The sequence below is a fragment of the Streptomyces sp. NPDC086549 genome, from assembly GCF_044746205.1.
Lineage (GTDB): Bacteria > Actinomycetota > Actinomycetes > Streptomycetales > Streptomycetaceae > Streptomyces.
The window spans coordinates 204,038-229,181 of the sequence record NZ_JBIVBS010000001.1; the positions used below are offsets into that span (position 1 = coordinate 204,038).

Annotated in this window: 22 protein-coding genes and 2 pseudogenes; 10 read left to right on the forward strand and 14 right to left on the reverse strand. The window is 71.2% G+C overall.

Annotation, left to right across the window (positions count from 1 at the left end; translation table 11 throughout):
• Positions 1-222: 222 nt before the first annotated feature.
• From ACIPSA_RS00940 to ACIPSA_RS00960, 5 genes and pseudogenes are all read right to left on the reverse strand, one after another.
• Positions 223-1,059, reverse strand: a complete 837-nt coding sequence (locus tag ACIPSA_RS00940; RefSeq protein WP_402627174.1) for an NAD(P)H-binding protein — start codon at positions 1,057-1,059, stop codon at positions 223-225.
• A gap of 134 nt (positions 1,060-1,193) precedes the next feature.
• Positions 1,194-3,686, reverse strand: coding sequence for an aminopeptidase N (gene pepN / locus ACIPSA_RS00945; RefSeq protein ID WP_402627177.1), 2,493 nt, complete (start codon positions 3,684-3,686; stop codon positions 1,194-1,196).
• A 56-nt stretch (positions 3,687-3,742) separates the two neighbouring features.
• Positions 3,743-4,285, reverse strand: a complete 543-nt coding sequence (locus ACIPSA_RS00950; RefSeq protein ID WP_402627179.1) for a two-component system response regulator — start codon at positions 4,283-4,285, stop codon at positions 3,743-3,745.
• 139 nt (positions 4,286-4,424) lie between these two features.
• Positions 4,425-4,775, reverse strand: coding sequence for a chorismate mutase (locus ACIPSA_RS00955; RefSeq protein ID WP_402627181.1), 351 nt, complete (start codon positions 4,773-4,775; stop codon positions 4,425-4,427).
• A gap of 11 nt (positions 4,776-4,786) precedes the next feature.
• Positions 4,787-5,104 (reverse strand): annotated as a pseudogene (locus ACIPSA_RS00960) (helix-turn-helix transcriptional regulator); the annotation flags it as partial.
• Here ACIPSA_RS00960 and ACIPSA_RS00965 point away from each other — a divergent pair.
• Positions 5,041-5,982 (forward strand): annotated as a pseudogene (locus ACIPSA_RS00965) (beta-galactosidase); the annotation flags it as partial. The pseudogenes ACIPSA_RS00960 and ACIPSA_RS00965 overlap by 64 nt on opposite strands.
• Before the next feature lie 110 nt (positions 5,983-6,092).
• Entirely contained in the window at positions 6,093-6,974 is an 882-nt protein-coding gene (locus ACIPSA_RS00970; protein WP_402627184.1) for a hypothetical protein, read from the forward strand.
• Positions 6,975-7,049: 75 nt separating this feature from the next.
• On the opposite strand, the gene ACIPSA_RS00975 is transcribed toward ACIPSA_RS00970, so the two are convergent.
• The gene (locus ACIPSA_RS00975; RefSeq protein ID WP_402627186.1) at positions 7,050-7,955 is read right to left on the reverse strand and encodes an SDR family oxidoreductase; all 906 of its coding nucleotides are present in this window, start codon (positions 7,953-7,955) and stop codon (positions 7,050-7,052) included.
• 1 nt (position 7,956) lies between these two features.
• Entirely contained in the window at positions 7,957-8,715 is a 759-nt protein-coding gene (locus ACIPSA_RS00980; protein ID WP_402627189.1) for an SDR family oxidoreductase, read from the reverse strand.
• A gap of 101 nt (positions 8,716-8,816) precedes the next feature.
• Between ACIPSA_RS00980 and ACIPSA_RS00985 the strand changes: the two genes are divergently transcribed.
• The 4 genes from ACIPSA_RS00985 to ACIPSA_RS01000 are packed head-to-tail and all read left to right on the forward strand — an operon-like array spanning position 8,817 to position 12,198.
• Entirely contained in the window at positions 8,817-9,560 is a 744-nt protein-coding gene (locus tag ACIPSA_RS00985; RefSeq protein ID WP_402627191.1) for an enoyl-CoA hydratase family protein, read from the forward strand.
• A complete protein-coding gene (locus ACIPSA_RS00990) occupies positions 9,561-10,409 on the forward strand; it encodes a CoA transferase subunit A (RefSeq protein ID WP_402627193.1) in 849 nt (282 codons plus the stop codon).
• Positions 10,409-11,149, forward strand: a complete 741-nt coding sequence (locus tag ACIPSA_RS00995; RefSeq protein WP_402627196.1) for a CoA-transferase subunit beta — start codon at positions 10,409-10,411, stop codon at positions 11,147-11,149. The genes ACIPSA_RS00990 and ACIPSA_RS00995 overlap by 1 nt, the downstream gene beginning before the upstream one ends.
• Entirely contained in the window at positions 11,149-12,198 is a 1,050-nt protein-coding gene (locus ACIPSA_RS01000) for an NAD(P)H-dependent flavin oxidoreductase (RefSeq protein WP_402627198.1), read from the forward strand. Before ACIPSA_RS00995 ends, ACIPSA_RS01000 begins: the two co-directional genes overlap by 1 nt.
• Before the next feature lie 54 nt (positions 12,199-12,252).
• On the opposite strand, the gene ACIPSA_RS01005 is transcribed toward ACIPSA_RS01000, so the two are convergent.
• The 3 genes from ACIPSA_RS01005 to ACIPSA_RS01015 are packed head-to-tail and all read right to left on the reverse strand — an operon-like array spanning position 12,253 to position 14,901.
• Complete coding sequence (locus tag ACIPSA_RS01005; protein ID WP_402627201.1) at positions 12,253-13,410, reverse strand: acetyl-CoA C-acetyltransferase; 1,158 nt, start codon at positions 13,408-13,410, stop codon at positions 12,253-12,255.
• A 42-nt stretch (positions 13,411-13,452) separates the two neighbouring features.
• Entirely contained in the window at positions 13,453-14,088 is a 636-nt protein-coding gene (locus tag ACIPSA_RS01010; RefSeq protein ID WP_402627204.1) for a TetR/AcrR family transcriptional regulator, read from the reverse strand.
• Between the two features lie 27 nt (positions 14,089-14,115).
• Complete coding sequence (locus ACIPSA_RS01015) at positions 14,116-14,901, reverse strand: SDR family oxidoreductase (protein ID WP_402627206.1); 786 nt, start codon at positions 14,899-14,901, stop codon at positions 14,116-14,118.
• 72 nt (positions 14,902-14,973) lie between these two features.
• Between ACIPSA_RS01015 and ACIPSA_RS01020 the strand changes: the two genes are divergently transcribed.
• Both ACIPSA_RS01020 and ACIPSA_RS01025 read left to right on the forward strand, forming a co-directional pair.
• Positions 14,974-16,113, forward strand: a complete 1,140-nt coding sequence (locus ACIPSA_RS01020) for an acyl-CoA dehydrogenase family protein (protein WP_402627209.1) — start codon at positions 14,974-14,976, stop codon at positions 16,111-16,113.
• Positions 16,113-17,078: an acyl-CoA dehydrogenase family protein gene (locus ACIPSA_RS01025; RefSeq protein WP_402627211.1), complete on the forward strand. Its 966-nt coding sequence runs from the start codon at positions 16,113-16,115 to the stop codon at positions 17,076-17,078. Before ACIPSA_RS01020 ends, ACIPSA_RS01025 begins: the two co-directional genes overlap by 1 nt.
• Here ACIPSA_RS01025 and ACIPSA_RS01030 read toward each other — a convergent pair.
• Both ACIPSA_RS01030 and ACIPSA_RS01035 read right to left on the reverse strand, forming a co-directional pair.
• Positions 17,053-18,705, reverse strand: a complete 1,653-nt coding sequence (locus tag ACIPSA_RS01030) for a cytochrome bc complex cytochrome b subunit (RefSeq protein WP_402627214.1) — start codon at positions 18,703-18,705, stop codon at positions 17,053-17,055. The two genes, ACIPSA_RS01025 and ACIPSA_RS01030, sit on opposite strands and share 26 nt — an antisense overlap.
• A 74-nt stretch (positions 18,706-18,779) precedes the next feature.
• Positions 18,780-19,502, reverse strand: coding sequence for a vWA domain-containing protein (locus ACIPSA_RS01035; protein WP_402627217.1), 723 nt, complete (start codon positions 19,500-19,502; stop codon positions 18,780-18,782).
• 96 nt (positions 19,503-19,598) lie between these two features.
• Here ACIPSA_RS01035 and ACIPSA_RS01040 point away from each other — a divergent pair, with 96 nt between their 5' ends.
• Positions 19,599-20,501 carry a rhomboid family intramembrane serine protease gene (locus ACIPSA_RS01040; RefSeq protein WP_402627220.1) on the forward strand — a complete coding sequence of 301 codons (903 nt, stop codon included), beginning with the start codon at positions 19,599-19,601 and terminating at the stop codon, positions 20,499-20,501.
• An 11-nt stretch (positions 20,502-20,512) separates the two neighbouring features.
• On the opposite strand, the gene ACIPSA_RS01045 is transcribed toward ACIPSA_RS01040, so the two are convergent.
• A complete protein-coding gene (locus ACIPSA_RS01045; protein WP_402627223.1) occupies positions 20,513-21,538 on the reverse strand; it encodes a glycoside hydrolase family 113 in 1,026 nt (341 codons plus the stop codon).
• A 35-nt stretch (positions 21,539-21,573) separates the two neighbouring features.
• Positions 21,574-23,373, reverse strand: coding sequence for a DUF2334 domain-containing protein (locus ACIPSA_RS01050; RefSeq protein WP_402627226.1), 1,800 nt, complete (start codon positions 23,371-23,373; stop codon positions 21,574-21,576).
• Positions 23,374-23,867: 494 nt separating this feature from the next.
• On the opposite strand from ACIPSA_RS01050, the gene ACIPSA_RS01055 reads away from it, so the two are divergent.
• Positions 23,868-25,067 (forward strand): glycosyltransferase, encoded by a 1,200-nt coding sequence (locus ACIPSA_RS01055; RefSeq protein WP_402629408.1) that lies wholly within the window; start codon positions 23,868-23,870, stop codon positions 25,065-25,067.
• Positions 25,068-25,144 lie beyond the last annotated feature (77 nt).

Sequence of the window (25,144 nt, forward strand, 5' to 3'; positions counted from 1 at the left end):
CCCACGACCGTCCGCCGCAGGTCGGCCGCCGGCTCCGACCGAGCCGCCCACCCAAGAACCCGGTCCACGGTCATCCACCACAGCCCGGCCGCCAGGCCGGCTCACCCCCCGGCCCGAGGACCCGGTCCGCAGGGACCCGATCCGCAGGGACCCGATCCGCAGGGACCCGATCCGCAGGGATCCGGCGCGGCCCGGTCGGCGTCAGGCATCCGCCGTTTGCGCTCAGGCCGCCCGGAAGTCGTCGGCGTGGTCCTCGGCCCAGTGGGCGAAGGTGCGGGCCGGGACGCCGGTGATCTGCTCCACCGTGGTGGTGATCTCCGGGGGTACGCCCACGGTGGCGGCGAAGGTCTTCAGGAGTGCCTGTACGATCGCCGGCGGCACGCCCGGGAACTGTGCGGGGCCCGCCTCCTCCGGCGACACCTCGACGAAGGTCAGGTCGCGGCCGACCGCCCGGCCGATCGCGGCGATCTGGTCCGTGTTGGTGGTCGCCCCGGGACCGGTCAGCCGGTGGGCGACGCCCTCGTGGCCGTCGTCGAGGAGGGCGCGTTCGGCGACGGCGGCGATGTCGTCCTCGTGGATGGGCGCCGTGAGCATGTCGGCGAAGACACCGCGGACGGTGTTCCCGGTACGGATCTGGGGCGCCCACTGGAGGGCGTTGGTGGCGAACGCGTTGGGGCGCAGGAAGGTCCACTCCAGGCCGCTGTCGCGGATCTGCCGCTCGGCCGTGGCGTGCATGACGTGGATGGGGTGGGTCTCGCCGGAGCCCTCCTGGATGATCCCGGAGGAGAGCAGGACCACGTGCCTCACCCCGGCCGCACGGGCGGCGGCGAGCAGCTCGGGGGTCCGCTCACCGGCCGCCTGGACATAGAGGAAGAGCTTGGTCGCTCCCTCGAACAGGGCGGCCGGCTCGTCCAGCCGGAGCTTCGTCACCTCGGCCTTCTCGGGCAGCCCGGCCCGCTCCGGGTCGCGGGTGAGCGCCCGGACGGGACGGCCCGCCGCGAGGAGCCGGTCGACGAGGGCTCGGCCGACGTTGCCTGTGGCGCCGGTCACTACGATCACTGAAGTGCCTCCTCGGGGGCTGGGTCCTGCCCGGCCGTTCGAGCCTGCGAAGGACTCGAGCCTAGGAAGGAATCCTCAGCCCCCGCATCGTCGTCAGGGACCAGCCGCGCCGACGACGTCCTACCTCCGGAGGACTAGGCCTCCCGTACCCGCAACGCCCGCGCCAGGTCGTCGAGTTCGTCGACGAGGCGGCGTCGCAGGGCGGTGATCGGGTCGGCGTCGCGCAGACAGGCCTCGCCCAGGGCGAGGTTCTCCGCGTCCACGGCGTACGACGGGAAGGCGTAACGGCCGGTGGCGACGGCGATCGCGGGGCCGCGGCGGGCGGCGACGGCGAGCGCGTCCTCGTAGTACCGCGCCACGTACTCCCGTACCAGGTCGGCCTGCTCGGGCTGCCAGAAACCCTGGGCGGTGGCCGTGAAGAGGTAGTTGGACAGGTCGTCCGTCGCGAACATCGCCTCCCAGGCCGCGCGCTTGGCCTCGGGGTCGGGCAGCGCGGCCCGGCAGCGGGCTGCGCCTTCCTGGCCGGTGGCGCTCGGGTCGCGCTCCAGCTCGGTGGCGATGGCGGCCTCGTCGGTGGCGCCGAGGACGGCGAGGCGGCCGAGGACGCGCCAGCGCAGCTCGGGGTCGAGCTCCGGCCCGCCGGGCACCGTGTCGTCGGCGAGCCAGGCGGCGATGGTGTCCGGGTGGGCGGCGACGTCGATGAAGTGGCGGACGGAGATCAGACGCAGGCCCGGGTTGTCACCGTCCTCGGTGCGGCGAATGAGGTCGCGGCACAGCGAGGAGAGGGTGGCCAGGGCCGCCGGACGCTCCTCGGGCTTGAGGTAGCGGTCGGCGATGTGCGTGGTGGCGAAGGCCAGCACGCCCTCGACGAGGGCCAGGTCCGTCTCCCGGGGAAGGTGGGCGCGGGCGGTCTCCAGGAAGGCGGCGGGCGGGAGTTCGCCGTCGCGGACCGCGTCCCTGAGGGCGTTCCACACGATCGCGCGGGTGAGCGGCTCGGGCAGGCCGGACAGGCCCTTGCGGACCGTCTCGAAGGACTCGGCGTCGAACCGGACCTTGGCGTAGGTCAGGTCCCCGTCGTTGAGGAGGAGCAGCGCGGGGCGCTTGCCGATCGGCTGCGGTGCGGTCTGCGGGACGTCGAGGTCGACGCGCTCGCGCAGGACGAGCCCGCCCTCGTCGGCGACGTCGTGGTCGTACAGGCCGACGGTGATGCGGTGCGGGCGGCTGCCCTCGCGGTCGACGGTGAGCGTGTGCGTGTGCGTGCCATTGTCGCTGCCCGCGGTGACGACCGGGGTGAGCGTGTCGACCCCGGTGGTGCGCAGCCAGGCGTCCGCCCAGGCATGGACGTCGCGGTCGGTGGCGGCGGCCAGGGAGTCGATGAAGTCGTCGAGGGTGGCGTTGCCGAACTTGTGCCGGGCGAAGTGGATGTTGATGCCGGCCAGGAAGTCCTTCTCGCCGAGCCAGGCCACCAGCTGGCGCAGCGCCGACGCGCCCTTGGCGTAGGAGATGCCGTCGAAGTTGAGCAGGGCGGCGGCCGTGTCGTCGACGGCCTCGGGGGCGACCGGGTGGGTGGAGGGGCGCTGGTCGGCGTCGTAGCCCCAGGCCTTGCGGGCCACGCCGAAGTCGACCCAGGTGTCGGTGAAGCGGGTCGCCTCGATGGTGGTCTGGTAGCCCATGTACTCGGCGAACGACTCGTTCAGCCAGATGTCGTCCCACCACTTGAGGGTGACGAGGTCGCCGAACCACATGTGCGCCATCTCGTGGGCGATGACCATCGCGCGGGTCTGCCGCTCGGTGTCGGTGACGGCGGAGCGGTAGACGAACTCGTCACGGAAGGTGACCAGGCCGGGGTTCTCCATGGCGCCCGAGTTGAACTCGGGGACGAAGGCCTGGTCGTAGGAGTCGAAGGGGTAGGGCTCCTCGAACTTCTCGTGGAACCGGTCGAAGCACGCGCGCGTGACGTCGAGGATCTCGTCGGCGTCGGCGTCGAGGTGCGGCGCGAGGGAGCGGCGGCAGTGGATGCCGAAGGGCAGGCCGCGGTGCTCGGTGCGCACGGAGTGCCAGGGGCCGGCGGCAACGGCGACGAGGTACGTGGAGATCAGCGGGGTGGGGGCGGCCTGCCAGCGGCCCTCGCCCAGGTGCTCGGTGATGCCGTTGGCGAGGACGGTCCAGCCCTCGGGGGCCTTGACGGAGAGGTCGAAGACGGCCTTCAGGTCGGGCTGGTCGAAGGCGGCGAAGACGCGCTGCACGTCGTCCAGGAACAGCTGCGAGTAGACGTACGTCTCGCCGTCGGCGGGATCGGTGAAGCGGTGCATGCCCTCCCCGGTGCGGGAGTAGCGCATGACGGCGTCGACGCGCAGTTCGTGCTCGCCGGCGGTGAGGTTCTTCAGCGGCAGCCGGTCCTGGTCCAGGGTCTCCGGATCGAGGGGCTGTCCGTCGAGGGTGACGGAGCGCAGCTCGGCGGGCTTGAGCTCGACGAATGTGTCCCCGTCCGTCCGCACACCGAACCGGATCACGGTACGCGAGTCGAAGGTCTCGTCCCCGGTGGTCAGGTCGAGCTCGATCGTGTAGCGGCGGACATCGAGGAGCTGTGCTCGGGTCTGCGCTTCGTTGCGCGTCAGTACGGACATGCAGGACATGCTGCCTGATGGCACCGACGGCGGACAGACGCGGATCGGTACGCGGCTTATGTCCGGTCCTGCGCCGGGGTGCGCCGGGAGGCGTCCCGCTGGGGCGGAACCAGGGCGTCCCCGTGGGCCCGGACGGCTCGCCGGGGGCTCGCCCGGTCCTCGTGCTCCTCGACGAGGGCGCGCAGTTCGCGGACCTCCCGCTCCAGGGCGAGATGGCGCTGGTGAGCGTCGTACAGGTAGCGGACCTTGGTGCGCAGGGCCCAGGGGTCGACGGGCTTGAGGACGAGGTCGGCGACGCCCAGGCCGAACGCGGCGGAGGTCAGTTCGTGGTCGGGGCCGAATCCGGTGAGCAGGACGACGGGGATGTGCTGGGTCTGCTCCAGACCGCGCATGTATCGCACCACTTCCAGGCCGCTGACGCCGGGCATGCGCACGTCGAGCAGCAGGAGGCCGACCCGGCCGCGGATCACCTGCTTGAGCGCCTCGTCGCCGCTGGTGGCGCGGCCGAGCTGGTAGCCCAGCGGGGCGAGGGCGCTCTCCAGCGCGTAGAGCGTGTCCTTGTGGTCGTCGACGATGAGGATCTTGGCATCCGACGGCATGGCCCGAGGTCCCTCCCGCGTGGACGACCAGCTTACGTCCCCGCACTGACACGGAGTGCTCACCGGCTGACAAGGAGTGCACAGCGCAGCATGCCCCGTCCGGGCCCCGCTGTCACGACCGCGTCCGGCTCGGCCCAGGTCAGTCGGCTTCCGGCGCCTGGCCGTTGACCGTGTCCCCGGCGATGCGCTCGTGGTGTCTGATCACCTCGGCGATGATGAAATTGAGGAACTTCTCAGCGAAGGCCGGGTCGAGTTTGGCGTTCTCCGCGAGGGTGCGCAGCCGGGCGATCTGCCGTGCCTCGCGGGCCTGGTCGGCGGGCGGCAGCTGGTGGACGGCCTTGAGGCGGCCGACCTGCTGGGTGCACTTGAAGCGCTCGGCGAGCATGTGGACGACGGCCGCGTCGATGTTGTCGATGCTGTCGCGCAGGCGGTCGAGTTCCTCGCGCACGGCGGGGTCGACGTCGCCGGTACCGGTGTGGCTGATGGTCATGGATGTCAACCCTAAGGGGCAGGCACGCTCTCGATCATCGGCGGATCGTCGGGGCCGGGGACCCGGTCGCTCCGGCCTCCGGGCACGGCGCGGCCCTGTTGGGCGCGGAAGCGGACCGGGGGCATGCCGACGCGACGGGTGAACAGGCGGGAGAAGTAGGCGGGGTCGTCGTAGCCGACGCGGCGGGCGACGGCGGCGACGGGCAGTTCGGTGGCCGCGAGGAACTCCTTGGCGCGGCCCAGGCGGATGCCGAGCAGGTAGTCCTTGGGGGTGCGGCCGGCGCTGCGGCGGACGGCGGTGCGCAGTTCGGCGGGCGTCATGCCGCGCGGGTCCGCTGGAGCCGGACGTGACGTCGTACGACTACGACGCGCCGATCGACGAGTACGGTCGCCCCACGGAGAAGTTCCGGCGCTTCCGCGAGGTGCTCGCCGGGTACGCCACCGATCCGCTGCCCGAACTGCCGCCACCGCCTCCGTCGTTGGGTTCTCCAACGGACGTAAGGCTCACCCACTGGGCTCCCTTGGGCGACGTGCTGGACGCGCTGGGCGGTCCGGAGACCCTCGGGCCCGTCCCGCCCACCTTCGAGGAGCTGGACGTCGACCGGGGCGTCGTCCGCTACGGGGTGACGGTGCCGGGTCCGCGGCAGCCGTACCCGCTCACCCTGCGAGGACTGCGCGATCTGGCGGTGGTGTACGTGGACGGCGAGCGGGCCGGGGTGCTCACCGAGGACGACCCGTGGCTCAAGGAGCCGGTGGCTGGGCACGCGCGCGTGGAGGTGTGGGTGGAGTCCCTGGGAAGGGTCAACTACGGGCCGCGCGGCGGCGAGACCAAGGGCATCACCGGCGGCATCCTGCACGAGCGGCAGTTCCTGCACGGGGTACGCGCGCGTGGGCTTCGGCTCGACGCCCTCGACGACGGCGTGGATGCGGTGCCTTTCGGGGCCCTGCCGGCCGACGGCACCCCGGGTCTGTACCGGGGCACCGTCACGGTGCGCGGAGCCGGGGACGCGCGGCTCGAACTGCCGGGCTGGACCCGCGGATTCGTCTGGGTCAACGGCTTCGGCCTCGGCCGCTACTGGTCCGTGGGACCGCAGCGCTCGCTGTACGTCCCCGGGCCGGTCCTGCGGGAGGGCGACAACGTCGTATGGGTGCTGGAGCTCCAGGAGACGGACCCTGCCGGGTCCGGCCCGCGGCTGCGGCCCGTCTGACACCTCCGGAAGCCGGCCGGCCGACGCGACCCGGGCGGCCGGACCGGCGAAAATCGGCTCGCATCCGCATAGAGTGGAATGGAGTTCAGGGCGTCTTTGGGGGTCAGGGCGTGGCGAACGGCGGACCGGTCGAGCACGGCTACCCGCATCTGGAGACGGTGCGGGCCGCCATCACCGCGCTCTACAAACGTCTCTCGTACGACACCATCCACACCTTCTCGACCAGCGTGGCCCCCGCCGACGTGGCCTTCTGCGACACCGACGACCTGCATCTGGGCGCGCAGCGCGTGGCCCGCGAGATGGTGCGGCACTTCCGGCTGCCCGACGCACACGTGATCATCAGCTTCCGCGAGATGACACACGCGGCGAACGTCGAACTCGCGGCGGGCCCCGAGTACTTCGTCGAGCTGAACGACCGGTTCCGCACCCACCGCAGGGACATCGGCGCGGCGCTGGCCCACGAGGTCATGCACGTCTATCTGCACCGGCTGGACCTGTCGTTCCCCAGCACGCCGGAGAACGAGATCCTCACGGACACGGCGACCACGTATCTGGGTGCGGGCTGGCTCCTCCTGGACGCCTACCGCGAGGACGCGGCGTCGTCCCAGAAGCTCGGTTACCTCACCCCGGAGGAGTTCGGCTACGTCCTGGCGAAACGCTCCCTGGTCTTCGACGAGGACCCGTCGGTGTGGTTCACCAGCCCGCAGGCCTACACGGCGTACGTCAAGGGCATGGCCCAGGCCCGCCACGACGAACAGCAGCCGCCGCTGACCGGGGCCGGCTGGGCGGGCCGCCGCCGCTACGCCCGCGACCGCCGGCACGCTCCCGGGCCGCAGCCCGGGGTCCCGTACACGTTCACCCCCGACGGAGGTGGCCGGCTGCGGGTCTCCTTCCCGTGCCCGACCTGCCACCAGCGGATCAGGGTGCCGGTGCGGGGGCGCGTCCGCGCGCGGTGCGGGTTGTGCCGCACGGTGCTGGAGTGCGACACATAGCGTGTGTGCCGCCCTGGGGGATCCGGTGTGCACGGCGGACGCGCGTCCCGGCCGAGCAGCCGAGCTCACCGGCGGCTACGCCCCGTACACCGCCCCGGGCACCTCCGCCTCCGCCAGCAGCTTCAGCGCCGCCTCTCCCGTCTCGGCCGGCTCCCACCGCTCCCCCTTGTCTACGGTGGGGCCCGGCCGCCAGCCCTCCATGACGGTGATCCGGCCGCCCTCCGCCTCGAAGACCCGGCCGGTGACACCAGTGCTGGCGGCGGAGCCCAGCCAGACCACCAACGGGGACACGTTTCCGGGCGCCATGGCGTCGAAGCCGGAGCCGGGGGCCGCCATCGTCTCGGCGAAGGTGCGTTCCGTCATACGGGTACGGGCCGCGGGGGCGACGGCGTTGACCTGGACGCCGTACCGGCGCAGCTCGGCCGCCGCGACCAGGGTCAGCCCGACGATCCCGGCCTTGGCGGCGCTGTAGTTCCCCTGCCCGACCGAGCCCAGCAGACCGGCGCCGCTGCTCGTGTTGACGATCCTGGCCACCGGTGTCCGGCCCGCCTTGGCCTCGGCCCGCCAGTGCGCGGCGGCATGTTTCAGGGGCAGGAAGTGTCCCTTGAGGTGGACCCGGAGCACGGCGTCCCAGTCGTCCTCGTCCAGGTTGACGAGCATCCGGTCACGCAGGAATCCGGCGTTGTTGACGAGCGTGTCGAGCCGGCCGTACGTCTCCAGGGCCGCCCCCACCAGGGACTCGGCCCCGGCGCTGGTCGCGATGTCGCCGCCGTGGGCGACCGCCTCGCCGCCCGCCGCGCGGATCTCCTCGACGACCCGGCCGGCCGGGCTGCCGGACCCCGGCGCCCCGTCCAGCCCGACGCCCAGGTCGTTCACGACGACCCGCGCGCCCTCGGCGGCGAACGCGAGCGCGTGGGCCCGCCCGAGCCCGCGCCCGGCGCCGGTGACGACGACGACCCGTCCCACGCAGATTCCGCTCATCTCACTCCTCCTTGTCGGGGGGCCTGTTGGCAGTCGCGGCGTCCAGGAACGCGGGCCGCTCCCCGCCTCCGTGCACGAGCAGGCTGGACCCGCTGATGTAGGCGGCGGCGTCGGAGGCGAGGAAGACGGCGGCGGCGCCGACATCGGACGGAGCGGCCAGCCGTCCGAGCGGAACGGTGCGGGAGACCGCCGCGACGCCGTCCTCGCCGCCGTAGTGGAGGGAGGACAGCTCGGTGCCGACCATGCCGACGACGAGGGTGTTGACGCGGACCTCCGGCGCCCACTCCACCGCCATGGAACGGGCCAGGTTCTCCAGCCCGGCCTTGGCCGCGCCGTAGGCCGCCGAGCCGGGCGAGGGGCGGCCGCCGCTGACGCTGCCCACCATCACGACCGAGCCCCGGGCCCGTCGGAGGTGTTCGTAGGCGGCGAGGGAGACCGTCAGCGGGGTGACGAGGTTCAATTCGATCACCCGTGCGTGCCGCTCGGCGTCCGCGTCGGCCAGCCGCCGGTACGGCGTGCCGCCCGCGTTGTTGACGAGGACGTCGAGCCGGGGCAGGGCGTCGAAGAAGGCGCGCACGGCGGGCGGGTCGCGCAGGTCGAGGGGGGCGAACTCGACGCCCTCGGCCTGCACTTCGGGAGGTCGGCGGGCACAGGCGACGACATGGGCGCCGGACTCGGCGAAGGCCCTCGCGATCCCGGCGCCGACACCCCGGGTGCCGCCCGTGACAACGACGGTTCTGCCGCGCGGCGAGTTATCCACAGGCCCTCCCACTCGTCTGCGCCGACTGCTAGCTTCGAAGCCTCACACCTAACAAATGTTTGGTGGAAAGGCAGCTGAGTGCGAAGGTAGCTGATGCGTCCATGGGTGTCTCCACCTCGTCCCCGGAAAAGGGGATTTCGCTCGTCACGGTCGACTTCCCACCGGTGAACGCGCTGCCGGTGGGCGGATGGTTCGCCCTGGCCGAGGCCGTGCGCACGGCCGGCCGCGATCCGGAGGTCCGGTGCGTGGTGCTGGCCGCGGAGGGGCGGGGCTTCAACGCGGGCGTGGACATCAAGGAGATACAGAGGGACGGGCAGGAGGCGCTGATCGGCGCCAACCGGGGCTGCGCCGAGGCCTTCGCGGCGGTCTACGAGTGCGAGACGCCCGTGGTCGCGGCGGTGCAGGGGTTCTGCCTGGGCGGCGGGATAGGCCTGGCGGGAAACGCGGACGCGATCGTGGCGAGCGACGACGCCACGTTCGGGCTGCCCGAGCTGGACCGGGGCGCGCTCGGTGCCGCCACCCATCTGGCCCGGCTCGTCCCGCAGCATCTGATGCGCGCGCTGTACTTCACCTCACGCACGGCGAGCGCGGCCGAGTTGCACGCGCACGGCTCGGTGTGGCGGGTGGTGCCACGCGAGGGGCTGCGGGCGGCCGCGCTGGAGCTGGCACGCGAGATCGCCGCCAAGGACGGGCGGCTGCTGCGGATGGCCAAGGCCGCGATCAACGGGATAGACCCCGTCGACGTGCGCCGCAGCTACCGCTTCGAACAGGGCTTCACCTTCGAGGCCAACCTCAGCGGGCTGGCCGACCGGGTCCGGGACACGTTCGGGAAGGAGGGGGCGTAGATGGGCGACAAGACGATGACCGCCGCCGAGGCGGTCTCCCGCCTGGAGAGCGGCATGACCCTCGGCATCGGCGGCTGGGGGTCCCGCCGCAAGCCGATGGCCCTGGTCAGAGCCCTGCTCCGGTCCGGGATCGGCGATCTCACCGTCGTCTCGTACGGCGGCCCGGACGTCGGCATGCTGGCGGCGGCCGGCCGTGTGCGCAAGCTGGTGACGGCCTTCGTCACCCTCGACTCGATCCCGCTCGAACCGCACTACCGCGCGGCACGCGAGCGCGGGGACTTCGAACTCATGGAGGTCGACGAGGGCATGTTCATGTGGGGGCTGCGCGCGGCCGCGCAGCGGCTGCCCTTCCTGCCGGTGCGGGCGGGGATCGGCTCGGACGTCATGCGGGTCAACCCCGGCCTGCGGACGGTCACCTCACCGTACGAGGACGGGGAGACGTTCGTGGCGATGCCCGCCCTGCGCCTGGACGCGGCCCTGGTGCACGTCAACCGCGCGGACCGACTGGGAAACGGGCAGTATCTGGGCCCCGACCCGTACTTCGACGACCTGTTCTGCGAGGCGGCGGACGCGGCCTACGTCTCGTGCGAACGGATCGTCGACACGGCCGAGCTGACGAAGGAGGCGGCACCACAGACGCTCCTGCTCAAACGGCATGTGGTGACGGGGGTGGTGGAGGCTCCGAACGGCGCGCACTTCACGTCCTGCGCGCCCGACTACGGGCGGGACGAGGTCTTCCAGAAGCAGTACGCGTCCACACCGTGGCCGCAGTTCGCCGGGCGGTTCCTCGGCGGGGACGAGCAGGCCTACCGGTCGGCGGTGCGGAACTGGCAGAGGGAGCAAGGGTGATGAGTGTCCTCCGCTCCGAGTACTGCGTGATCGCCTGCGCCGAGGCCTGGCGCGGCTCCGGTGAGGTCCTGGCGAGCCCGATGGGCCTGATCCCGTCGCTGGGCGCCCGGCTGGCCCGGCTGACCTTCGCACCCGACCTGCTGCTGACCGACGGGGAGGCGATGCTCGTCCGCGCGGACGGGACGCCCGAGGGCTGGCTGCCGTACCGGCAGCACCTGGCGCTGGTGGCCGGCGGGCGGCGGCACGTGATGATGGGCGCGAGCCAGATCGACCGGTACGGCAACCAGAACATCTCGTGCATCGGCGACTGGGCCCGGCCCGCGCGCCAGTTGCTCGGCGTGCGCGGGGCGCCGCTCAACACGTTGAACAACCCGACGAGTTACTGGATCCCGAGACACTCCCGGCGAATCTTCGTGGAGAAGGTCGACATGGTGTGCGGGGTGGGGTACGACCGCGCCGCCGAGCACCCGGGCTCGGCCCGCCACCACCGCATCGCACGTGTCGTCTCCGACCTCGGCGTCTTCGACTTCGCCACGCCCGACCGCGCCATGCGGCTGGCCTCGGTGCATCCCGGGGTGAGCGTCGAGCGGGTGCGGGAGGCGACGGGCTTCGCTCTCGCCGTCCCGGACGAGGTGCCGTTCACCCGCGAGCCCACCGCAGAGGAACTGCGTGTGATCCGCGAGGTGCTCGATCCCGGCGGCGCCCGAGCGCGCGAGGTGCCGGAGGGGGCGAGGGGCTGATGGAGACCGCGCTCACCCGGCTGGTCGGGGTCCGGCACCCGATCGTGCAGACAGGGATGGGCTGGGTGGCGGGCCCGCGGCTGGTCTCGGCGGCGGCGAACGCGGGAGCGCTGGGCATCCTGGCGTCCGCGACGATGACCCTCGACCAGCTGCGCGGAGCGATACGCGAGGTCGGGTCCCGTACGGACGCGCCGTTCGGGGTGAACCTCCGGGCGGACGCGGGTGACGCCGGCGACCGGGTGCGCCTGATCATCGACGAGGGGGTGCGGGTGGCTTCCTTCGCGCTCGCTCCCTCCCGTGAGCTGATCGCCGAGCTCAAGGAGGCGGGGGTGGTCGTGATCCCGTCCGTCGGGGCGCGGCGGCACGCGGAGAAGGTCGCGGCGTGGGGCGCGGACGCGGTGGTCGTGCAGGGCGGGGAGGGCGGCGGGCACACCGGCGAGGTGGCGACGAGCGTGCTGCTGCCGCAGGTGGCGGACGCGGTGCGGATACCCGTCGTGGCGGCGGGCGGCTTCTTCGACGGCCGGGGCCTGGTGGCGGCGCTGGCGTACGGGGCGGCGGGGGTCGCGATGGGCACGCGGTTCCTGCTCACCTCGGACTCGACGGTGCCGGACGCGGTGAAGGCCAGGTACCTGGCGGCGACGGTCCGGGACGTCACCGTCACCACGGCGGTCGACGGCCTGCCGCACCGCATGCTGCGCACGGACCTGGTGGAGTCCCTGGAGCGCTCCGGCCGCGCCCGCGCCCTGGCGCACGCCGTGCGCCGGGCGGCCGGGTTCCGGAAGCTGTCGGGGCTCACCTGGCGGCGGATGGTCCGCGACGGGCTCGCTCTGAAGCACGGCAAGGAGCTGTCCTGGAGTCAGGTGCTGCTCGCCGCGAACACTCCGATGCTGCTGAGGTCCGCGATGGTGGACGGCCGCACGGACCTCGGAGTGATGGCGTCCGGGCAGGTCGCCGGGGTGATCGACGACCTGCCGTCGTGTGCGGAGCTGGTGGAGCGGATCATGGAGGAGGCGCAGGAGGTACGGGGAAGGCTCACGGCTCTCCGGTGACGGCTCAAAGCCGTTCGCTGATCGTCACGTTGGCCGCCCTCGTCGTCGCTCCGGTCACACGCGTTCGATGATCGTCACGTTGGCCTGGCCGCCGCCCTCGCACATGGTCTGCAGCCCGAACCGGCCGCCGGTGCGCTCCAGTTCGTGCAGCAGGGTCGTCATGAGTTTGACACCGGTGGCGCCCAGCGGATGGCCGAGGGCGATCGCGCCGCCGTTGACGTTGACCTTCTCCGGGTCGGCGCCGGTCTCCTTCAGCCAGGCCAGCACGACGGGCGCGAAGGCCTCGTTGATCTCGACGAGGTCGATGTCGTCGATGGTGAGGCCGATCTTCTTCAGGGCGTGCGCGGTGGCCGGGATGGGGGCGGAGAGCATGCGGATGGGGTCCTCGCCCCGGACGGAGAGGTGGTGCACGCGGGCACGTGGGCGCAGCCCGTGCTCCCGTACCGCCCGCTCCGAGGCCAGCAGCATGGCCGCCGCGCCGTCCGAGACCTGCGAGGAGCAGGCGGCGGTGATGGTGCCGCCGTCGATCACGGGCTTCAGCGCGGCCATCTTCTCCAGCGAGGTGTCCCGGCGCGGGCCTTCGTCGGCGACGACGCCCCCGTGGGGCACGAGTTCGCGGGCGAAGCGGCCCTCGTCGATCGCCCGTACCGCCCGCCGGTGCGAGCGCAGGGCGAACTCCTCCTGGTCCTGCCTGCTGATGCCCCACTTGGCGGCGATCATCTCGGCGCCGGCGAACTGGTTGACGGGCTGCCGTCCGTACCGGGCCCGCCAGCCCTCGCTGCCCAGGAAGGGGCCCTCGGTCAGCCCCAGCGGCTCGGCGGCCTGCCGGGAGGCGAAGGCGATGGGGATCTGCGACATGTTCTGGACGCCACCGGCGACCACCAGGTCCTGGGTGCCGGACAGCACGGCCTGGGCCGCGAAGTGGACGGCCTGCTGCGAGGAGCCGCACTGCCGGTCGACGGTGACGCCCGGCACTTCCTCGGGCAGCCCGGCCGCCAGCCAGCAGGTCCGGGCGATGTCCCCGGCCTGTGGCCCGACCGTGTCCAGGCAGCCGAAGACGACGTCCTCCACGGCGCCCGGGTCCACACCCGCACGCGCGACGAGCTCCTTGAGCACATGGGCGCCCAGGTCGGCCGGGTGGACCCCGCTCAGCCCGCCCCCGCGCCGCCCGACGGGCGTCCGCACCGCTTCGACTATGTAGGCCTCGGGCATGACAGCTCCCCCTATGAGAAAGGGTTGTTCAGGATGAAAGGGTCATTCGCGTACGGCGATCCCGTCCAGCACCATCGACAGGTACTGCCGGGCGATCTCCTCCGGGCTGTGCCGGCCGCCGGGCCGGTACCAGGACGCGGCGACCCATACCGTGTCGCGGACGAAGCGGTAGGTGAGCCGGACGTCGAGGTCGGCGCGGAAGACGCGCGCGGCGACCCCGCGCTCCAGCGTGGACAGCCAGGCCTTCTCGAACCTGCGCTGGGACTCGGCGAGGAACGTGAACCGGTCCTGCGTGACCAGTTGCCTGTTCTCCTTCTGGTAGATCGCGACGGCGGCACGGTGCCGGTCGATCTCCCGGAACGACTCGGTGACCAGGGCCTCCAGTGTCTCGCGGGGTCCGAGACCGGCGGCCAGGACGGTGTCGTAGCCGTCCCACAGCTCGTCGAGGAAGGTGCGCAGGATCTCCTCCAGCATCGACTCCTTGGAGTCGAAGTGGTAGTAGAGGCTGCCCGCGAGCATGCCCGCGTGGTCCGCGATCTTGCGTACGGTGGTGGCGTTGTAGCCCTGCTCGGCGAAGACCTCGGCGGCGGTGTCGAGGAGTTCGCGGCGGCGCGCGTGGGCGGCGGCAGCCGCGGGCTTCTTCGCCGCGGTCACCTGGGGCTTCTTCTTGGTCGGCACGGGTCCATTGTGGGCTGCACCGTCCCCTCAGGGATGCTGACTGCTGACGGCGACGACCTCGCCGGTCAGGTACGAGGAGTAGCCGGAGGCCAGGAACACGATCACGTTGGCGACCTCCCAGGGCTCGGCGTACCGCCCGAAGGCCTCGTGTGCGGTGAGCTCCTCCAGCAGCTCGGGAGTCGTCACCTTCACCAGGTGCGGGTGCATGGCGAGGCTCGGCGCCACCGCGTTGACCCGCACACCGTATGCGGCGGCCTCGATGGCCGCGCACCTGGTCAGCGCCATCACCCCGGCCTTCGCGGCCGCGTAGTGCGCCTGCCCGGCCTGGGCGCGCCAGCCGACGACGGAGGCGTTGTTGACGATCACGCCCCCGCCGGTCTCCTTCATCGACCGCAGGGCCGCCCGGGTGCACCGGAAGGTGCCGCCCAGCGTCACGTCCAGGACGCGGGACCACTGCTCGTCGGTCATGTCGACCAGGGCGGAAGTGCCGCCCAGCCCGGCGTTGTTGACGACTATGTCCAGCCGCCCGTGGTCCTGTACGGCGGTGTCGAACAGGGCCCGCACCTGGGACTCGTCGGTGACGTCGCAGGGGACCGCGGTCACGGATCCCGGGTGCTCGCGGCCCAGTTCGGTCTCGCAGTCCTTCAGTCGCCGCGCGTGCGCGTCACTGATCAGCACGCGCGCGCCCTCCTCCAGGAAGCGGCGGGCGGTCGCGCCACCGATCCCCGCTCCGGCCGCCGCGGTGATGACGGCGGTGCGCCCCTTCAGCAGCCCGTGCCCGGGCACGTACGCCGGACTCTCGACGCCTGTCATGGGCTCACGCTAACCTACCAAACACTTGTTAGGGAAGGATCCGGGGAAGGTGTCCAGGGAAGGAGAACCGCCGTGGACCTCAGCCACTCGCCGGCCGACGAGGAGTTCCGCGCCGAGGCCCGTGCCTGGCTCGACGCGCACGTGCCCCGCGCTCCCCTCCCCTCCCTGGAGACCGAGGAGGGCTTCGCGGCGCACCGCGCCTGGGAGGCCGAACTGGCCGCGGACCGCTGGTCGGTGGTGTCCTGGCCCAAGGAGTACGGAGGCCGGGGCGCCGGGCTGATCCGGTGGCTGGTCTTCGAGGAGGAGTACTGGGCGGCGGGCGGGCCGGGCCGGGTGAGCCAGAACGGCATCAGCCTGCTCGCCCCGACCCTCCTCGACCACGGCACGGCGGACCAACGCGCGCGCGTGCTGCCGTCGATGGCGACCGGCGAGGTGGTCTGGGCGCAGGCCTGGTCCGAGCCGGAGGCGGGCTCCGACCTGGCCTCCCTCACCTCCCGGGCGGTGCGCACGGACGGCGGCTGGCTGCTGAGCGGACAGAAGACCTGGTCGTCGCGGGCCGCCTTCGCCGACCGCGCCTTCGGACTGTTCCGCAGCGATCCGGACGCCCCGAAACCCCACCAGGGCCTCACCTACCTCATGTTCGGCCTGCGGGCCCCCGGAGTCACGGTCCGCCCGATCGGGCGCCTCGACGGAAAGCCGGCGTTCGCCGAGCTGTTCCTGGACGAGGTGTTCGTGCCGGACGAGGACGTGATCGGCGAGCCCGGCCAGGGCTGGCGGATCGCGATGTCGACGGCCGGCAACGAACGCGGCCTCACCCTGCGCTCCCCCGGCCGCTTCCTCGCCTCCGCCGGCCGGCTGCGGGAACTCTGGCGCACACGCGGCGGCCCGGACTCCGCGCGCGCCCGGGTGGCCGACGCCCTGATCGGCGCCCGCGCCTACCAGCTGTTCACCTACGCGGCCGCCTCCCGCTTCCTGGACGGCGAGTCCCTCGGCCCCGAGTCCAGCCTGAACAAGGTCTTCTGGTCCGAGTACGACCTCGCGCTGCACGAGACCGCGCTCGATCTCCTGGGCGAGGAGGGCGAGCTGGCGGACACGGACTGGGCGGAGGGCTATGTCTTCTCCCTCGCCGGTCCCATCTACGCGGGCACGAACGAGATCCAGCGCGACATCATCGCCGAGCGCCTGCTCGGTCTGCCGAAGGGACGCCGCTGATGCGCTTCCTCCTCGACTCCGAGCAGCGCGCCTTCGCCGGCTCCCTGCACGCGATGCTCACGGCCTCGGACACGCCGTCGGTCATACGGGACTGGAGCCGCGGGGACCACACGAGCGGACGCGCGCTGTGGTCCCGTATCGGGGAGGCCGGGGTGTTCGGACTTGCGGTTCCCGAGGCGTACGACGGGCTGGGCCCCAGGCCGGTGGAGCTCGCGGTCGCCTTCGTGGAGTTGGGGAGGCACGCGGTGCCCGGCCCGCTGGTGGAGACGGTCACGGCGGCCGCCCTGCTCACCGAGCCCGGCCCGGCCAAGCGGTTCCTTCCCGCGCTCGCGGCGGGCGAGGCCATGGCGACGGTGGCGGCGTCCCCGTCCACCCGGTATGCCCTGGACGGAGACGCGGCGACCGTCCGTCTCGCCCTCGCCCCCGACGGCCTGTGGCTGTCCCCGGGCCCCGGCCCGGTGCGCCCCTCCCTCGACCCGGCCCGCCGCCTCACGCCCCTCTCCCCCGGCGGCGAGCTCCTCACGCCCGACCCGCCCGTCGGTCACGCCCTCGTCTGGGCCCGTCTCGCCACCGCCGCCCAGGCCCTCGGCGTCGGTCTCGCGCTCCTCGACAGAACGGTCGCCTACGTCCGGCAGCGCACCCAGTTCGGCGTCCCCGTCGGCTCCTTCCAGGCGGTGAAGCACCGGCTGGCCGACGCGAAGACGGCCCTGGAGTTCGCCCGCCCCCTGCTCTTCGGAGCGGCGCTGACGATGGACCCGGCGGACGTGGCCGGCGCCAAGCTGAAGGCGTGCGAGGCCGCGTACGCCACTGCCCGCACCGCGCTGCAACTGCACGGCGCGATCGGGTACACGGCCGAGTACGACCTGTCCCTGTGGCTGACCAGGGCCCGCGCGCTGCGCTTCGCCTGGGGCGGTCCGCAGGAGTGCCGCGAACTGGTCCTCAGTGGTGGTGGTCGCCGCTGGTGAGCTCCCGGTACTCCTCACGGGTCGGCTTCGGGATGTGCGACTCGGGTCCGAACATCGCCCGCGCGAGCCGCGCGCGCACCCGTTGGGACACGGTGACCGGCCGCCGTACGCCGTTGGTGTCCTCGCGGGGGCCGATCTCGTACGGCGGGTTCTGCTCGTGCTGGGTCAGGACGAACAGCCGGTCCTGCGCGAGGGGTTCGTGGACCTCGACGTACTCGCCGTGTGGCAGCATCTTGATGATGCCCGTCTCCCTGCCGTGCAGCACCTTGTCGCGGTCCCGGCGTTGCAGTCCGAGACAGACCCGCTTGGTCACCATGAAGGCGACGACCGGCACGACGAAGACGGAGACCCGCACGAACCAGGTGATCGAGTTGATCGACAGATACAGATGGGTGGCCACGATGTCGTTGCCGCCGCCGATCAGCAGCACCACGTACAGGCTCAGCCAGGCCACGCCCAGCCCGGTGCGCACGGGCACGTTGCGCGGCCGGTCCAGGATGTGGTGCTCCCGCTTGTCGCCGGTGATCCATGCCTCGACGAAGGGATAGAGCCCGAGCGCGAGCAGGATCAGCGGGAAGAGGGAGAAGGGGATGAAGACGCCCAGCTCCAGTGTGTGGCCCCAGGCGTCGATCTCCCATCCCGGCATCACCCGGATCAGGCCCTCGGAGAAGCCGAGGTACCAGTCGGGCTGGGCGCCCGTGGTGACGAGGTCCGGGCGGTACGGCCCGAAGGCCCACACGGGGTTGACGCTGGCGATCCCGCCCATCAGGGCGAGTACGCCGAAGGTGAGGAAGAAGAAGCCGCCCGCCTTGGCCATGTAGACGGGGAGGAAGGGCATCCCGACCACGCTCTTCTGGTCCCGTCCTGGCCCCGGGTACTGGGTGTGCTTGTGGTAGAAGACCAGGATCAGATGGGCCACGACCAGCCCCAGCATGATCCCGGGCAGCAGCAGGACGTGGATCGGGAAGAACCGCGAGATGATGTCGTGGCCGGGGAACTCCCCTCCGAACAGGAACATGGAGAGGTACGTCCCGACGATCGGGACGGACAGGATCGCGCCGTCGGCGAAGCGGATGCCGGTGCCGGAGAGCAGGTCGTCGGGGAGCGAGTAGCCGGTCAGGCCGGTGATGATGCCGAGCAGCAACAGGGTCCAGCCGAAGACCCAGTTGAGCTCGCGCGGCTTGCGGAACGCGCCGGTGAAGAACACCCGCATCATGTGCACGAGCATCCCGGTGACGAAGACCAGTGCCGACCAGTGGTGGATCTGCCGGATCAGCAGTCCGCCGCGCACGTCGAAGCTGATGTGCAGCGTCGACTCGTACGCCTTGGTCATGACGATGCCGTTGAGCGGGCCGTAGGAGCCGTGGTAGACGACCTCGGCGCCGCTCGGCTCGAAGAAGAGGGTGAGGTAGACGCCGGTGAGGATCAGGATGAGGAAGCTGTAGAGGCAGACCTCGCCGAGCATGAAGGACCAGTGGTCCGGGAACACCTTGCGCATGTTGGCCTTGGCCAGCGTGTAGAGCCCGAGCCGTCCGTCGGCCCAGTCGGCGAGCTTCTCGCCCTTGCCCGGGGGCTCGCCCCTGTGTGCGGCGGCCCCTTCGCCGTTCCCCGATCGTGCGCCGTCCATACGTCGTCGCCTCCCCCTCGGATCTCCCTCAGGGTGGCACGACGGTGCGGCTGAGCCAACGGGGCCGACACGATCTATGCCCGTACGATCCCCCGCGCCCGTGCGGCCGCCAGCCACTTCGGGAACTCGCCCACGAGACGGTCGTACAGCTCGGCGTCGGACACCTTCCGCGGATCCGCACCGGCGTGGAAGAAGCCCGCGTTGTCCACCACCCGCTTCTCAGGCACGGCCAGCTCGTCCAGCTTCCGCAGGAAGTCGAACTGCTTGCTGTCCGGATCGCCGAAGCCGATGAACTGCCAGAACAGCGGCAGGGGCGCCGCCTTGCACAGGTAGCGTTCCGCGGCGAGCTTGTCGATCGGGCCGCCGTCGGTCTGGAAGATCACGAGGGCGGGGTCGGTGGACCCGCTGTCGAGGTAGTGGTCGATGACGGCGTCCATCGCCAGGTGGTAGCTGGTCCTGCCCATGTGGCCCAGGCCGGACACGATCCGCTCGATGCGCCCCCGGTGCTCGGCGAGGGCGATGTCGGTGACGGCGTCCACGTCCGTGGAGAAGAACACGACCGGCACACTGCCGTCGTCGTCGAAGTGCGCGGACAGCCCGAGTACCCGGTCGGCGAGCGCCTGGACGCTGCCGTCCCGGTAGTACGGCTTCATGGAGCCCGAGTAGTCGACCACGAGGTACACGGCGGCCCGCTGTCCGTCCAGCCCGTGCTTCGTGAGGGACACCCCGGCGCTCTTGTACAGGCCGACCAGCGCGGGCGCGGTCTCCTGAACCTTGCTGAGACTGATCGCAACCATGGCCCCCACCCTCCCACGGACACCGGGGTTCGCTATTTTGTTCGCCGCCGTCCCCATCGGCTCACCCTGTCCCCAGACCCTTCCGAGGAGCCGGCCGTGGCCGCCGAATCCCCAGAGTCCGCCGAGTCCACCGAGTCCGCAGTCACCACCTGCTACCGCCATCCCAAGGTGGAGTCGTACGTCCGCTGCACCCGCTGCGACCGGTACATCTGCCCCGACTGCATGCACGAGGCCGCCGTCGGACACCAGTGCGTGGAGTGCGTGAAGGAGGGCGCGCGGTCGGTGCGGCAGGCGCGTACCGCGTTCGGCGGCCGGGTCACGGCGGTGCCGATGGTGACGTACACCCTCATCGGGCTCAACGTGCTCGCCTACCTCGCCGAGTTGGTGCGCCCGTCGGTCGTGGACCGGTTCGACATGCTGGGGACCGTGCCCGCCGGCTATCTACCGGAGGGCGTCGCCCACGGGGAGTGGTACCGGCTGCTGACGGGGGCGTTCCTGCACCTGCCGCCCACCGAGGGCACGTTCGGCATCGCGCACATCGTGATGAACATGGTGTCGCTGTGGAACCTGGGCCGGGTGGTGGAGGCGCAGCTGGGCCGTGTGCGGTTCACGGCCCTGTACCTGCTGTCGGCGCTCGGCGGTTCGGTCCTGGTACTGCTGATCGCGCCGGAGACGCCCACGCTCGGCGCGTCCGGCGCGATCTTCGGGCTCGGTGCCGCGTACTACGTGATGGCCCGCCGCCTGGGCGCCGACATGAGCGCCGTCAACCGGTTCATGGGCGGTCTGGTGCTGTGGCTGGTGATCTCCGCGTGGGCCACCTCCTGGCAGGGCCACCTCGGCGGTCTGCTGTCCGGCGGCGTGGTGGCGCTGGCCTACGCCTACGCGCCCCGGGACCGCCGCCGGGCTCTCGTGCAGACGGGTGTGTGCCTGGCGCTCCTTGCCCTGCTGGTGGTGCTGACGATCGCGAAGGTCACGGAGCTGACCGGGGCCGCTGCCTAGGTTTCAGGCAGTCAGCCGGCCCACTTCCGGCGCAGCACCTCCTCCGCCGGTTTGCCGTGCGGGGTGTACGCCAGGCGTACCGGTGTCTCTCCGCTGTCCGGCCAGTCGTCCCACATCCACCAGCAGACGCCGGCCCACCACTTCCGGCCCTCGAAGGAGTCGAGGAGCGCACGGTAGGCGGCGGCCTGTTCGGCGTCCGCCGGGCGTTTGCTGACCGTCCAGGAGTACGGGGCGGTCGTGGAGCCGCGCTGGCTGACGTAGCCGGCCTCGGTGAACAGGATCCGGCGGCCTTGGCGTCCGGCGTACGCGGCGAGCTGCTGCCGGATCGGGGCCCAGGCGCGGTTCAGGACGGCGGGGTCGGTGGTGGGCTTCTCGGTGAGCGGCCAGTAGGCGTCGATGCCGATCAGGTCGAGGGCCTTCCAGAAGTGGATGTGCTGGTACTCGTCGTAGTTGGCGGCGTAGGTCAGCGGGCCGTCGTAGTGGTCGCGGACCGCCTTGATCACCCCGGTCCAGGCGGCGGTGTCGCCGGACACTCCGGCGAGTTCGGTGCCGACCACGAGTTGTTCGGCTCCGGTGCCGGCGGCTATGTCCGCGTAGTGGGTGATGAAGCGGCGGTAGGCGGCGAACCAGGCGGCCCGGTCGCGGGGGCGGATCCCGGCACGGTCCACGTCGCCGGGCAGGTCCACATGCGGCTTGATCATCACCTTGAGGCCGGCCGCGTGGGCGCGCTCGACGATGCTGCGCAGGCTCGCGTCGCTCGCGGTCTCCTCCGTGGTGTGCAGGGCGGAGTCGGTGACGTGATTCTGGTACCAGGTCGGGGTGAAGGTGACCCAGCGTGCCCCGGTGGACTTGATTCCGCGCAGATAACGGGGCGCGGCCGGGCTGTCGTAGTCCGTGCGGTACCACGAGGGCAGGGTGATGCCGCGCATGGTCGAGGTCCCCGGTTCGGGACGGGAGGCGTGTGTGCTGTCGTGGGCGGCCCCCTTGCCGGTGCCGGTCGACACGCATCCGGTGACGGCGAGGAGGACCGCCGCCATGAAGGCGACGGTCCTCCTCCTCGGGGCGGGCGCCGTCACAGTGCCGCCGGGCTGACGAAGGTGTAGCCGAGTGCCTTCATGCCGTCGATGGTGTCCTTCAACGGCTGCACCGGGTAGTACGGGTGGTAGAAGAAGCTCGCCACTCCGTCCCGTACGGCCAGGTTCGCCTTCGCCGACGCGATGAGGTCGGCGGGCAGGCGTGCCGGGTGGTTGTTGTACGCCTCCGGCTCGTAGTTGCCGATGTTCTCGGGCAGCACCTTGGTGCCGTACACGTCCTTCACCACGTACGGGAAGAACTGGCCGATGAACCGGTTCGGGTCGGCCGAGGCCCCGCTCAGCGTCCCGGCGAAGTAGAGCGAACGCTCCAGGCGCGCCGAGAAGTTGGAGCTGAAGACCTTGTAGTCGGCCGCCGAGCCCGCGTAGTGCGGGGTGGTCCACAGCGTGGGCTTGGGCAGGCCCGCCAGGGTGAACTGGAGGAGCGCGCTGGTGACCCGGGCCTGCGCCCAGAGGGTGGAGTCCTCGGCGACCGGGCCGTCGTAGACGACGTTGTTCGCGGCGTCGACGTGTGCTCGGTAGAACTCGAAGTCGTCACCGGTCACGCCGTCGTAGGGGTTGGCCACGTTGCTGTACTGGTGCGTGTAGCCGTGGTCCATCAGGACCGCACCCCTCGCCAGCATGTACTTGATCGCGCTGACCACCTGCGGCCGCTGGGCGAGCGTGATCGTCTGCGGGACGCCGTTGTTGTAGGTGCCGTTGGGGTCCGTGTAGACGGGGATCACGTTGATGCCGTACGGGATGTTCTGCGAGTAGAGGTAGTCGGCCATGTCCCGCAGATCGTTGGGATCCGCGTCGGGGCTGATGTCCTCCAGGCGCATCATCGCCCGGTGCCGCTCGGCGGTGGCCGGGGCGAGCGCGTCGAAGAGGAGGTCCTCGAAGGCGAGGACACGGTCGCTCTCGGAGACGTAGGCGAACGGGATCTCACCGATGTAGGTGAGATTGGACGACCGCACCGCCCAGCCGAAGGTGTGCCCGTTGGAGCTGTCCAGGCCCTCTGCGAGCCGGGTGACGGCCGGATATCCCGCGCCCGTCAGGACGTTGGGGCGCAGCACGCCGCCGTCCTGTCCGGCCGGGATGGTGCGGGTGAGGTTCTGCCCCCGGTACGCCACCTGCGTGACGTTGCCGATCGAACCGCCGTCCTCGTAGTACGACGTCGTCGGGTCCCAGCCGTACTTCTGCGTGAACTGGTTCACTCCGACGGCGCCCGCCATGTTCCAGATGTTGGCGCCCATCCAGATCACCGGCTTGGCGCTCGCCGCCGCGTCGGCGTAGAACGCGGCCGGGACGGCGTCCGGGACGCTGCCGCCGTAGTAGGTGGAGCCGATGTAGACGACGGCCGAGTACGAGTTGATCATCCCGGCGGTGTACTGCTGGACCGGCTTGGACGTCACCGTGCCGAAGTGTCCGGCGAGGTTGGCCGTGGCCATCGCGTACAGCTCGCCCAGCTGCCCGTAGGGGCCGGCCGTGTCATAGAGGACGAGGGTGGTCGGGGTGGCGTCGGCCGCGGCGTCCGCCGGGGCGAGCAGGGCCGCCTGCCGGGTCACGGCGGTCGCGGTGCGGAGCCGGGAACCGGCCGCGGAGGCCAGTGTGGTCGGGGCGGTCTTCGGGTGCGGCCGCGCGCGCCGGGCCTCGTCCGCCTTGAGCTGGACCTTGGCCCAGCCCTTGAGGTCGACGCGGTTCATTCCGGAGCTGGTGCCGGCGGCCTCGCCCCGGTGGTGATGTCCCCCGGCGGCCTGCGCGTCCGTGGCCAGGAATGTGCCGCTCAGCAGAGCGGCCACGAGTGGTATAACGACGGTAATTCTGCTGCGTGCCCGTTTCCAGGGCGGGATCACACGTCTCACGATCTTCCCCCCACTTTGCCAAATGATTGACAAAGCATTTGGCGACATGAAGGCACCGATTGTTCTGAGATTCGCGGAGGCTGTCAAACGCGCTCCTCGCCCCTCGAAAGGTCTGCTAAGTTCACCTCCGCGCGTTGGGGACGCGCACGAATATGGGGGGAAAATGTACGGACGACCCGCCCTGGGGGCACTGTTGCCCCTGGCAGGAGCGATGGCCGCACCGGAAGCGATACCCGGCCTACCTTTGGCCAAAGTACTACAGGCGATAGCCGGAGCCGGATTCCTGTTCTATTGCCTGACAGCCGCCCTGATCCTGCTGGTCCGGATACCCCTGCGACGGCAGGGACACCGGGCACGGGAGATGCGGGCCCATACCGGGGGCGCTTGTGATCACTGAGTCGCTCCTGTGGTCGAGCATCGCCCTGATCGTCATGGCCGGCTGTTACAACACGAGTCTTTTCCTGCTCTCGCGACGCAGAATTCGCCGTTCCCGGACCGACCGGAGAGAACGGTTCTATGTATTTCTGCTCGCTTGTTTGAACGAAGAGAAAGTACTTTCGGAAAGCCTGGCGCGCATCACCTCGCTGCCCGCCGGGAATTTCATGGCTCTGGTCATAGACGACGGCTCCGACGATCGCACCAGCGAGATCGCACTGGCCGCCGATCCGAAACTGGTCCGGCTGCACCGGCGCACTCCGCCGAACGCACGCCGGGGAAAGGGTGCCGCACTCAACGACGGAGTGCGGCACCTCAGGGAGTCCGGTCTGCTCGCGGGCCGTGACCCGGCGGACGTGGTCCTGTGCGTGGTCGACGCGGACGGGCGGCTCGACCCGCACGTCATGCAGTCCGTCGACCCGTACTTCGACGACCCGGGTACGGGCGCGGTGCAGGTCTGCGTCCGCATGTACAACCGGCACCTGGGGCTGCTCGCCCGCATGCAGGACATGGAGTTCGTCGTCTACGGCGACGTCTTCCAGAGCGCACGGCGCTTCATCGGCAGCGTGGGCATGGGCGGCAACGGCCAGTTCATGCGGCTGTCGGCGCTCAACACGCTGGATGGGGACGGCCCGTGGAGCGACAGCCTCACCGAGGACCTCGACCTCGGGGTGCGGCTGATCGCCAAGGGCTGGACCAATATGCACTGCACCACCGCCGCGGTCTCCCAGCAGGCCGTGCTCAGCCTGCGACGCCTGGTCCGGCAGCGATCCCGCTGGTTCCAAGGGCACCTGCAGTCCGCCGGTCTCGTCCCGCTCATCCTGCGGGACGTCCCGACGCGTCCGGCGCTGGACATGCTCTACCACCTGTCCAGCCCGGTCCTGATCCTGCTGACCTCGCTGCTGCCCCTGTCCTTCCTGGTCGCCCTGGGGGCCACCATCGTGGCCTCCGTCCAGCTGGGACATGCGCTCGTGTCGCCCATGTGGCTGTTCGGGCCGTACATCCTGTCGTTCACGGCCGCCTACACATACGGCTTCGTGTACTTCAAGCGTGAGCGGCAGCTGGGGCTGGCGCGCTGTGTGCTGCTCGCCCATGTCTTCGTCTTCTACGGCTACATCTGGTTCTTCGCCGGCTGGTGGGGGTTCTGGCGGATGCTCACCGGCAAGAAGACCTGGCTGAAGACCGCGCGCACCTGACCTCTCCTCTCATCCGGCTCGTCTCTCTCATCTGACTTGTCTCTCTCTTCTTCCGTGCCTTCGCACGTTCTTTCCGC